This window comes from Nocardiopsis baichengensis YIM 90130 (genome assembly GCF_000341205.1).
GTDB lineage: Bacteria > Actinomycetota > Actinomycetes > Streptosporangiales > Streptosporangiaceae > Nocardiopsis_A > Nocardiopsis_A halophila.
Genome location: NZ_ANAS01000001.1, coordinates 206,596 through 216,421 on the forward strand (window position 1 = coordinate 206,596; position 9,826 = coordinate 216,421).

Sequence of the window (9,826 nt, forward strand, 5' to 3'; positions counted from 1 at the left end):
ATGGCGGGCGGCGAGCGTGCGATCAGAGTCTTCCTGGTCGACGACCACGACATCGTCCGGCGCGGTGTCGGGGCGCTGATCGGGGGCGAGTCCGACATCGAGGTGGTGGGCGAGGCCGCGGACGCGGCCGGGGCGCTCGCACGGATCCCCGCGGTCGAGCCGGACGTGGCGCTGCTCGACGTGCGCCTGCCCGACGGCGACGGCGTCGAGGTCTGCCGCGAGCTGCGCTCCCGCCTGCCCGATCTGGCCTGCCTCATGCTGACCTCCTACGCCGACGACGACGCGCTCTACGATTCGGTGATGGCCGGCGCCGCCGGGTACGTGCTCAAGCAGATCCACGGCAACGACCTCGTGGGCGCCATCCGGACCGTGGCCGGGGGCGACTCCCTGCTGGACCACCGCAGCACCGCCCGGCTCATGAGGCGCATCCGGGCGGAGGCCGAGCGCGGGGACCCGCTCGCAGCCCTGTCGGACCAGGAGCGCCGCGTCTTCGAGCTGATCGGCGAGGGCATGACCAACCGCCAGATCGGCGAGAGCGTCTTCCTGTCCGAGAAGACCGTGAAGAACTACGTCTCCAGCATCTTCTCCAAGCTGGACATGCAGCGCCGCACCCAGGCCGCGGCCTACTCCGCCCGGTTGAAGTCCGAGGAGTCCCGCCGCCACGGTTCGGACTGACGGCGCTCCGGTCCAGGACGCTTCCGGAGCGGGCGGTCGAAAGGTCCCGTCCATGACGAACCTTCGTCGCTGCTGCGGCCCCGGTCCGGCTCCGTAGCGTTGCTCCTGCACAGTCGGGGCCGGCGTTGGGGGCGGCGATGAACGAGCGACCGGAAGCACCGGTGATGGCGGCGGTCGACGGGACCGAGGCGAGCATGCGGGCCCTGGACTGGGCGGCCGACGAGGCGCGGATGCGCGGGCGGCGCCTGCGCATCGTCTACGCCTTCGACTGGCCGCTGTACCACCGTGTGCCGGCGGGCATCCCGAACTTCTCCGTCGACGACCTGGCCCGCGGCATCGTCGAGGAGGCGCGGGAGCGGGCCGAGGAGCGTGTCCCCGGTCTGCGGACCGAGGCGGACTTCACAGTGGGCGACGCCGCGCCCGTCCTGCTCGCCGAGGCGGCCCGCGCCGAACTCGCCGTGATCGGCTCGCGCGGGCTGAGCAGGCTGGGCTCGCTGATGCTCGGATCGACCGGGGTGGAGCTGGCGGCCTCGGCCCGCTGCCCGGTCGTCGTGGTCCCCGACCGCGAGCCCGAGCCGCCGACCGGGCGCGTGGTCCTCGGTGTCGACGGCTCGCAGGCCGCGGCCGCAGCCGCGGAGTGGGCGTTCGCGGCGGCGGCCGCCCGGGGCGCGTCCCTGCGCGCGGTCACCGCCCACGGATCCTTCTCCCACGGACGCTTCGGCGGGTCGGAGGCCCCGCTGCACCGCGGTTCCGGGGCCGCGGAGTTCGAGCCGGCCGCTGCGGAGGCGCGCCGCATGCTCTCCGAGTCGCTGGCGGGGCTGCGCGAGCGCTACCCGCAGGTGGAGGTGGAGGAGTCGGCGGTCCTGGGGCATCCGGCCCGGGTCCTGATCGACGCCTCGGAGAACGCCGACGTGCTCGTGGTGGGAAGCCGGGGGCTCGGAGGCTTCACGGGAATGCTGCTGGGGTCGGTCAGCCAGTCGCTGCTGACCCACGGCACCGTCCCCACCGCCGTGGTGCGCGCCGACACCCGCTGAGCGGCGCGCCCCCGGCGTCCTCACGGTCAGTCCGCCACCGAGTCCTCCGTCCGCCGGTGGCGCACCACCGCGACCGGCACCTCGGCGTGGTGCAGGACGGTCTGGCTGACCGAGCCCAGGAGCAGGCCGGCGAAGCCGCCGCGCCCGCGCGATCCGACGACGATGAGGTCGGCGCCGGCGCCCTCGGTGAGCAGGGCGTGGGCGGGGTGGTCCTCGACCGCCACCGCCCGGGCCGCAACGTCGGCGGTCGCCTCGGTGCGCGCCGCCTCCACCATCGTGAGCACGTGCTTGTAGGCGCTCTCGGCGGCGAAGCGGTGCTCGACCACATAGGAGGCGTCCGCCAGGCCGCGGGTGTCGATGGGCGCCGAGATGAGCCAGGCGTGCAGCGCGACCACCTCGGCGCCGGTCCGGGCGGCGTGGTCGAGGGCGAAGCGCAGCGCGACGTCGGAGTCCCGGGAGCCGTCCACGCCCACCACCACGCGGCCGTGCTCCGGCCGGCGGCCCGGCCGGTCCTCGTGCTCGTCGGCCGCCCCGGGGACCACCACGACCGGGCAGTGGGCGTGCGCGCCGACCCGGATGCTCACCGATCCCAGGAACACCGATCCCAGTCCGCCGAGGCCGCGCGAGCCGACCACCACCATCGCGGCCGTGCGCCCGGCGGCGATCAGTGCGTGCGCGGGGTCGGACGAGGAGAGCTGGGAGCGCACCACGAGTCCCGGGTGGGCCTCGGCCAGGCCGGACACGGCCGCCTGCACGAGGTGCGCGGCGCGCCCGGCGGTCTCCGCGGTCGGCGTCATCCGCACCGGATAGCCGAAGGGGACCGTGATCAGGGGCATGTTGAGGGCGTGCAGGACGAGGAGTTCGAGCCCGCGCACGGCGGCGGCGCGGGCTGCCCACTCCAGGGCGGCGCGGCCCCCGGGCGAGCCGTCGACACCGACGACGATGGCGGTGGGCCCGAGCCGCTCGTGCTCCCCGGCGGGCTCGGTGCCGTGTCCCGTTCCGAAGCCTGTGCCTTCGTCCGTCGTGCTCATGGCGGGGTCCTTTCCTCCGACTGGGGCCGCGAGACCATTCTGGCCACCGGGGCCCCGGTACGGCACCGCCGCCGCTCCCGTCGGGTCGGGACCTTCGTCCCCCCGACGGGCCCCGCCGTGCTCAGTCCTCCGCCGACCTCGGGTTGTACCCGGCCGCGCGTTCCTGGCCCGACAGAGCGGCGATCGCGTCCATCACCTCGTCGGTGACGACCCTGCGCGCCCTGCCGGTCTTCATGTGCCCGTAGCCGAAGGAGAAGTCCAGCGGCTCTCCGAAGCTCAGGCTGACCGGGGCGATCCTGGGCACCTTGGCGCCGATGGGCTGGACCCGGTCGGTGCCCTGCACGGCGACCGGGACCACCGGGGCGCCCGACGTCAGGGCCAGGTGTGCGACCCCGGTGCGCCCCCGGTACAGTCGCCCATCGGGCGAGCGCGTGCCCTCGGGGTAGATCGCGAAGGCGCCGCCGTCCTTGAGGACCGAGAGGCCGAGATCCAAGGCGTCGACGGCCTCCCGACCTCCGCCGCGCCGAACGGGGACCGCCCCGAGGGCCGTGAACGCGGTGCGGGAGGCGCGCCCCTTGAGCCCGGGTGCGTCGAAGTACTCGGCCTTGGCGAGGAAACGGAGCGGACGCGGAACCGCGAGGGGGATCGCGACACTGTCGCAGAACGACAGATGGTTGGATGCCAGAAGGACCGGCCCGCTCGCGGGGATGTTCTCCAGGCCGCGCAGATCCGGGCGGTAGAGCGCCCGGCCGATGGCAGAGCCGGCCCTGCGCAGTGCCGTGTGGATCATGTGGCCCCTCCCCGTGATGCGACCCGGACAGGGTAGCCACCGGCACCTCGCGGGCCGCCCCCGGCCCCGTCCCCACGCCTACCTGCACGACGACCGAAGCGAATGGGCATGCCTGACACCGATCCCCCCGACGAGACCAGGCTGGAGAACTGGCGGCGCCGCACCTTCGCGCCCTTGATGGCGGCCGCGGGCGTCTTCCTCGCCGCCTACGCCTGGCCGATCATCGACCCCGACCTTTCCGACTCCTGGGAGGCCGTGTGCGACACGGCGGTCTGGGCGGTGTGGGCGCTCTTCGCCGCCGACTTCCTGGCCCGCCTGTCCCTGGCGCCGCGCAAGGCCCCCTTCATCCGCCGCAACCTGTTCGACCTGGCGGTCATCCTGCTGCCGGTGCTGCGCCCGCTGCGGCTGGTGCAGGTGATCCTGGTGCTGGGCTTCATGAACAAGCGGGCGCAGATGGTGACCCTGCGCAGCAGCGTGGCCTGGTACGCGGGGGTCGGCGCGGCGCTGCTGATCTTCTGCGCCGCGCTGGCGGTGCTCGACGCCGAGCGCGGGGCGCCCGACGCCGTGATCACGACCTTCCCCGAGGCCCTGTGGTGGGCGGCGACCACGGTCACCACGGTCGGCTACGGGGACTTCTACCCGGTCACCCTGTGGGGGCGGACCATCGCGGTGGTGCTGTTCACCGCCGGCATCGCCCTGCTGGGCGTGGTCACCGGAACGCTGGCCTCCTGGTTCGTCGAGAAGATCGACACCGCCCAGGAGACCGCGACCGCGACCCAGGCCCAAGTGGACGCGCTGACCGAGGAGGTGCGCGCGCTCCGCGCCGAGCTGGCCGGGGGCCGGACACCGCCCCCGGCGGATCGGGGGGACTGACGGCCCCCTCGGCCCGGCCGGCCCCTCAGTCCGCCGGCCTCCAGTCGGCGTTGGCGCCGCAGACCACCAGGCAGGGGTGCTCGGCGGGCACCCGCCCGGCCAGCCAGGCCGCGAAGGGCACCGCCGCCGCCGGCTCGGCCGCGATGCGGAACTCCTCCCACAGCCGGTCCCGCGCCGCGACGATCTCCTCGTCGCTGACCAGGGCGGTCTCCACCGGGTGGGCGCGCAGGACCTCGAAGGGGACCTCGCCCAGCCGGGCCGCGCCCAGCGCCGAGGAGGCCACCGAGTCCACCGGCGTGTCGACCGGCTCCCCGGCGCGCACCGCCGCGTGCATGCTCTGGCACCCCTCAGGTTCCACCGCCACCACCGTGCGGGCCCCGGCGCCCAGGCGCACCCCCGCGGCCAGGCCCCCGCCGCCGACGGCGACGACCACCGCGTCGCAGCCCGGGGCGTCCTGGGCGACCTCCCGCCCGATGGTGCCCTGCCCGGCCACCACGTCCGGGTCGTCGTAGGCGTGCAGGTAGCGCAGGCCCTCGCGCTCGGCGTGGCGTACCGCCTCCCCGGCGGCCACCGCGTAGTGCTCGCCGACCCGCACGAGCCGGGCCCCCGAGGCCTCCAGGCGCCGGGCCTTGGCCTCGGGCACCGTCTCGGGGACGTAGACCACCGCCTCGATGCCGAGCAGCCGGGCGGCGGTGGCCACCCCCAGCCCGTGGTTGCCGCCCGAGGCGGTCACCACGCTGGCGGCCTTCGGCCCGGCCAGCAGTGCGTTGAGCGCCCCCCGCAGCTTGAAGGCGCCGGTCAGCTGGAGGTGCTCCAGCTTCAGCGTGACCGGGCGGCCGTCCACCCGCGCGGTCAGCACCGGGGTGCGGCGGGCGTGCGGCGCGATGCGCTCGGCCGCGGCGCGGACGTCGCCCGAGGTGGGCAGGTGGGCGGGGATCGCGGTGCTCGGTGTCATGGCCTCCACTCTGCCGCCGCGCGGCCTTAAGGTGAAGTTGTGTCTGCTTAACTTGATTAAGCGTTCCTTTAAGATCGCGCAGGTCCCGCACAAGCGGCGGCCCGGGGCGCCCTGCGTCGGCCGGCCGCCGGTCGGGGCGGGGCCTGCCTGGGGATTCTCCGATCCGGAGGTGGCGCGGTGCTCGACGCCAACCGGGTGCGCGTCCTGGTGGAGGTGGCCCACGCCGGCTCCATCAGCGCCGCCGCCGAGCGCATGTCCTTCACCGCGCCGGCCGTCTCCCAGCAGCTGTCCAAGCTCGAACGCGAACTGGGCTGCGCGCTGCTGGAGCGCGGGCGCAACGGCGTCCGCCTGACCGGGGCCGGCCGCGAGCTGCTCGCCTACGGCGAGCGGGTGATGGGCGACCTGCGCGACGCCGAGGCCGCGGTGCGCGCGGCGGCCGGCGAGGCGCCGCGCCGGCTCGCCCTCGGCGCCTTCGCCAGCGCCGGCAAGACGCTGGTGCCCAGCGCCCTGGCGGCCTTCCGGCGCGCCCGCCCCGAGGTGCGGCTGGCCCTGTCCGACGTGGAGCCGCCCGGCGGGTACGGCCTGGTCACCTCCGGCGACCTGGACCTGCTCATCACCCACCGCTACCCGGGGGTGCCGCTGCCGGCCGCCGCCGGGCTGCACCGCGAGCGGATCCTGGTCGACCCGCTGCTCCTCGTGCTGCCCGAGGGCCACCCGGCCGGCGGGCGCACCGACCCGCGCCTGGAGGACGTGGCCGAGGAGGAGTGGATCTGCGGGGCCCCGGGGATCTCGAACCGGATCGCCCTGGAGGCCGCCGCCCAGGAGGCGGGCCTGCGGCTGTCCGTGGCGCACGAGACGCGCGACTACGAGGTGACGCTGGCGCTCATCCGCGCGGGCGTGGGCGTGGGCCTGATCCCCCGCACGATCCTCGGCGCCGCCCCGAAGGAGGGCTGGGTGGCGCGCGCGCTGTCGGGGGCGTCCGGCGGTGCGCGCAGGCGCGCCCTGGCGCGCGAGATCTACGTCGTGCACCGGAGGCGCCCCTGGCGGCCGGTCCCCGAGATGGTGGAGGTGCTCAAGGGATCGGCCCGCCGCGCGCGCGAACGGGGGGCCGAGCGCTTCGGCTGAGGTGCTCAGGCACCGGCCGGGGTCAGGGGGTCCTCCACTGCACGTGCGGTGGGACGATGTCGTCCACGCGCCACTTCAGCGCGTCGTCCACGGAGACCACGCCTTCGACCGACCCGGCCCGGCGTACCAGGAGCTCAGCGTCGCTGCGCCGGTTCACCCGGCCGGTCAGCCGCACCCGGCCGTCGTCGACGGAGGCCGCCACCGCGCGGCCCGCGTCGGGTCCCAGGGTCTCGTCGAGCTCCCGGCGCACCTGGGCGGCGATGTCACCGTCGGCCCGGTCGAAGACCCGCAACAGGTCCCTGCGGGTGACCAGGCCCACCAGGCGCCCCCGGTCGTCGACGACGGGAAGGCGCTTGACGCCGTGCCGCTCCATGAGGCGGGCGGCCCGCACCACCGAGGTGTCGGGGGAGGCGGTGACCGGCGGCGCCGACATCAGCTCCCGGGCGGTGGAGGCGGCGGCCTTGTCGGAGGCGCGGTGCGCGTGGAGTCCCGCACCCTCCAGCCGGGCACGGAGCCGGGCGCGCAGCGGCGGCCGGTAGTCGTCGGAGGCGTCCTCGTCCTTGAACTCCTCCTTGTGCAGCAGATCCTCCTCGGACACCACTCCGACGGCGCGGCCCTCGGCGTCGACCACGGGCACCGCGCTGACGGCGTGGGCCACCAGGACGTCCACGACCTCCTTGTAGCCGGCGTCCTCGCCGACGGAGACCACGTCGGTGGCCATGACGCGACTGACGGAGCTGGTCATCGGACCCTCCTCGGAATCGGGACCTGAAGGGAAGCGGTTCCGAGCCTGCCCCTCCGCCCGCCCCCGCCGTCAGTGCCGTCCGTGCCTTCGGGCAGAGGCGTTCGTCGCGGCGATGGCCGGATACGGACGAACCGCTGCCGCGTGGGGAGAAGCGGTGGCGCGCGGGGAACGGGCGCGGCTAGGTTCTCCGGCGTGAACATGACCCTCGGCGACGCCTTCGACCGGCGCAAGAAGCTCGCATCGGACCTGCAGACCTGGATCGACCGTCTGGGCCTGGCGGGTACGGAGCGGCGTTCCTACCGGACCTCCGCCCTGGAGGGGGACGGCGCCTACCGGCCGGAGCCGGGCACGGAGAAGGCCACCGCGCGCCCCTACACCGTCCCCGAGTGCCGGGAGCGCATCGCCGCGATCCTGGCCGAGGACGAGGAGCTCGCGCTGCGCATCTCGCGCACCGGCCAGCGGGCGCGCGCGGAGGTCGAGGACCTCGACGGCCGGGTGCGCACCCTGACCGTCCCCGAGCTCCTCGTGCTCCAGGACGACGTCATCCCCAAGCTGGAGCGGGCCGCCCGGGCGGCCCCGCTGCGCGCCGACGACGTCGGCGTCTACGACAGCGGGGACGACTGGATCCGCTACCGTACGGTCACGACGGTCGAGCGCAAGCGCGAGTCCTTCGGCGACAAGGGGCTCAGGATCGAGGAGACCGAGGTCGAGGGCTACGACGTCGCCGAGGTCACCGACTACGGGCTGCCGCGCCGGCGCCGGTGGGACGAGATCGACCGGATCGCCGAATTCGCCCATCGAGTGAAGCAGGCGATCAACCGGGCGAACAGGACCGACCTCGTCGAACTGGACTGAACCGGACTGAAGTGGACTGACCCGCCTTGAGCGGCGGGCCCACGACGGCGGGGCCGGGGCACCGAAGCGCCGGTCGCACAGAGGCACCCGGAGAGGGAACCGCCCATGCCCCCGCCGCGCCCGACGGGGTCCTGGGGCGGCTCACCTGACCGGGAGAGGGCCCTCACCTTCGGCCGCATTCGGCGCGGCCCCGCATGGCGGCGCCGAATGCGGTCAGCGCCTCGGGAGAGAGGAGGCGATGAACGATGACCGCATGGGCACTGGTCCTCGCACCGCTGATCTTCCTGGGCGCCCTGTTCGGCGTCTGGTGGCTCGTGCAGGGGACCGCCGGGCCGAGGCGGTACTTCCGCGCGGGCATCGCCGACCCCGAGCGCGGGCGCTTCCCCCGGCGGATCCGCGGGCGGCTCGCCCCGCAGACCGTGGAGGAGAGCCCGGACGCCGAGGGGTTCGACGCCCCGATCACCGAGCAGGCGTCCGCCGTCATCGAAGGGGAGCGCCACGGGCCCACGCCCCTGCGCGCGGGCATCGACGGCACCGCCCGCGGGCTCGTCGAGGAGGAGCGCGCCCGACAGGCGCCCTCCCGCGGCGGCGGCCGCAGGGGCGTCGCCCCCGCCGACGAACCCGCCTGGGGCACGACCCGCCCCTTCAGCCGCAGGCCGGGCGACCCCCGGGGCTACCGGCCCTGAACCAGGGGGTGGCGCCGCAGGTGGTCCAGGACCGCCCGGGTCGCCTCGTCGGCCCGCTCCTCGAAGTAGGCGTGGCGGGCGCCCTCGACCAGGTGCACGCGTGCCCCGGGGATCCGGCCGGCGATCAGCGCCGCGTTGGCCGCCGGGGTGAAGGCGTCGTCGCTGCCGTGCAGCACGAGCGTGGGCGCCGTGATGCGCGCGAGGGCCTCCCAGGCGTCGTGCGCCCTGCTCGCCGCCAGGTGGGCGCGGCGCGCGTGCGGCGGCATGCCCGCGTCCCCGAGCACCCGGTAGGGGCCGGGGTGGCGCTCCGTCCACTCGGGCGTGAACATCAGGCCGATCAGGGTGCGCAGCGCGGCCTCGCGGTCGGGTGAGCCCAACGCGCGCGCGATGGCGGGGGAAGGGGGCACCGCGTTCGCGCCGCCCGGCGAGGTGCAGCCCAGCACCAGCGCGCCCACCCGCCCGGGGTGGTCGGCCGCCAGCCACTGGGCCGCCTTGCCGCCCATCGACGTGCCGTACACGTGGGCGCGCTCCACGCCCAGGTCGTCCAGGACGGCGACGGCGTCGGCGGCGAACCTGCGGGTGGAGTACTCGGCCCCCTCCGGGGCCTCCGAGCCCCCGGTGCCCAGATGGTCCGGCGCCACGGTGCGAAACGCCGCGTTCAGGGCGGGGCGCACGCCGTCCCACCAGGTCCGGTCGTTGGCCTGGCCGGCGAGCAGGAGCAGCGGTTCGCCCGAGCCCTGCACGTCGTAGTGGATCTTGGAGTGGTCGGCGGCGGTCGCGTACGGCATCCGCGCATTCTACGCCCGCTTCGCAGGGCACCCGCGGCCGCCGCGGGACGGGTCACGTGTCGTCCTTGCTCCCCCTGACGAGGTAGGTGGTGCCGATGGCGGCGATGACGAAGGCCACGGCGAGGACGATGACGATGATGATCGCCGCGGTGGGCCAGTCCATGGTGGTTCCCCTTTCGTTCACCTCCATCTAGGCCGATTCCCCGGAGCGGGCGCCAGGTCCGGTCGGGGCCCACCCGGCCAACCCGAGGTCGTAGGAGACCGGCGGC

Annotated in this window: 12 protein-coding genes; 6 read left to right on the forward strand and 6 right to left on the reverse strand. The window is 75.2% G+C overall.

Annotated elements, in window-relative coordinates; all coding sequences use genetic code 11:
* Together C892_RS0100835 and C892_RS0100840 are read left to right on the forward strand one after the other, a co-directional pair.
* The gene (locus C892_RS0100835) at positions 1–675 is read left to right on the forward strand and encodes a response regulator transcription factor (protein WP_017555620.1); all 675 of its coding nucleotides are present in this window, start codon (positions 1–3) and stop codon (positions 673–675) included.
* 137 nt (positions 676–812) lie between these two features.
* Complete coding sequence (locus C892_RS0100840; protein WP_026124056.1) at positions 813–1,709, forward strand: universal stress protein; 897 nt, start codon at positions 813–815, stop codon at positions 1,707–1,709.
* 26 nt (positions 1,710–1,735) lie between these two features.
* Here C892_RS0100840 and C892_RS0100845 read toward each other — a convergent pair whose 3' ends face one another.
* Both C892_RS0100845 and C892_RS0100850 read right to left on the reverse strand, forming a co-directional pair.
* Positions 1,736–2,740, reverse strand: a complete 1,005-nt coding sequence (locus tag C892_RS0100845; RefSeq protein ID WP_017555622.1) for a universal stress protein — start codon at positions 2,738–2,740, stop codon at positions 1,736–1,738.
* 121 nt (positions 2,741–2,861) lie between these two features.
* Entirely contained in the window at positions 2,862–3,530 is a 669-nt protein-coding gene (locus C892_RS0100850) for a lysophospholipid acyltransferase family protein (RefSeq protein ID WP_017555623.1), read from the reverse strand.
* Between the two features lie 108 nt (positions 3,531–3,638).
* On the opposite strand from C892_RS0100850, the gene C892_RS0100855 reads away from it, so the two are divergent.
* Complete coding sequence (locus C892_RS0100855; RefSeq protein WP_239647215.1) at positions 3,639–4,403, forward strand: potassium channel family protein; 765 nt, start codon at positions 3,639–3,641, stop codon at positions 4,401–4,403.
* 25 nt (positions 4,404–4,428) lie between these two features.
* On the opposite strand, the gene C892_RS0100860 is transcribed toward C892_RS0100855, so the two are convergent.
* Positions 4,429–5,358: a threonine/serine dehydratase gene (locus C892_RS0100860; protein WP_017537389.1), complete on the reverse strand. Its 930-nt coding sequence runs from the start codon at positions 5,356–5,358 to the stop codon at positions 4,429–4,431.
* Positions 5,359–5,535: 177 nt separating this feature from the next.
* Between C892_RS0100860 and C892_RS0100865 the strand changes: the two genes are divergently transcribed.
* Positions 5,536–6,483, forward strand: coding sequence for a LysR family transcriptional regulator (locus C892_RS0100865; RefSeq protein ID WP_017537390.1), 948 nt, complete (start codon positions 5,536–5,538; stop codon positions 6,481–6,483).
* A 22-nt stretch (positions 6,484–6,505) separates the two neighbouring features.
* Here C892_RS0100865 and C892_RS0100870 read toward each other — a convergent pair whose 3' ends face one another.
* Complete coding sequence (locus C892_RS0100870) at positions 6,506–7,228, reverse strand: CBS domain-containing protein (protein WP_017555624.1); 723 nt, start codon at positions 7,226–7,228, stop codon at positions 6,506–6,508.
* A gap of 198 nt (positions 7,229–7,426) precedes the next feature.
* Here C892_RS0100870 and C892_RS0100875 point away from each other — a divergent pair, with 198 nt between their 5' ends.
* Positions 7,427–8,083, forward strand: coding sequence for a hypothetical protein (locus C892_RS0100875; protein WP_239647217.1), 657 nt, complete (start codon positions 7,427–7,429; stop codon positions 8,081–8,083).
* A gap of 245 nt (positions 8,084–8,328) precedes the next feature.
* Positions 8,329–8,769 carry a hypothetical protein gene (locus tag C892_RS0100880; RefSeq protein ID WP_017555626.1) on the forward strand — a complete coding sequence of 147 codons (441 nt, stop codon included), beginning with the start codon at positions 8,329–8,331 and terminating at the stop codon, positions 8,767–8,769.
* Here the strand turns inward: C892_RS0100880 and C892_RS0100885 are convergent.
* Both C892_RS0100885 and C892_RS31700 read right to left on the reverse strand, forming a co-directional pair.
* Positions 8,757–9,557, reverse strand: coding sequence for an alpha/beta fold hydrolase (locus C892_RS0100885; RefSeq protein ID WP_017555627.1), 801 nt, complete (start codon positions 9,555–9,557; stop codon positions 8,757–8,759). The genes C892_RS0100880 and C892_RS0100885 overlap by 13 nt on opposite strands.
* Positions 9,558–9,609: 52 nt before the next feature.
* Positions 9,610–9,747 (reverse strand): hypothetical protein, encoded by a 138-nt coding sequence (locus C892_RS31700; protein WP_017555628.1) that lies wholly within the window; start codon positions 9,745–9,747, stop codon positions 9,610–9,612.
* Positions 9,748–9,826: the final 79 nt, after the last annotated feature.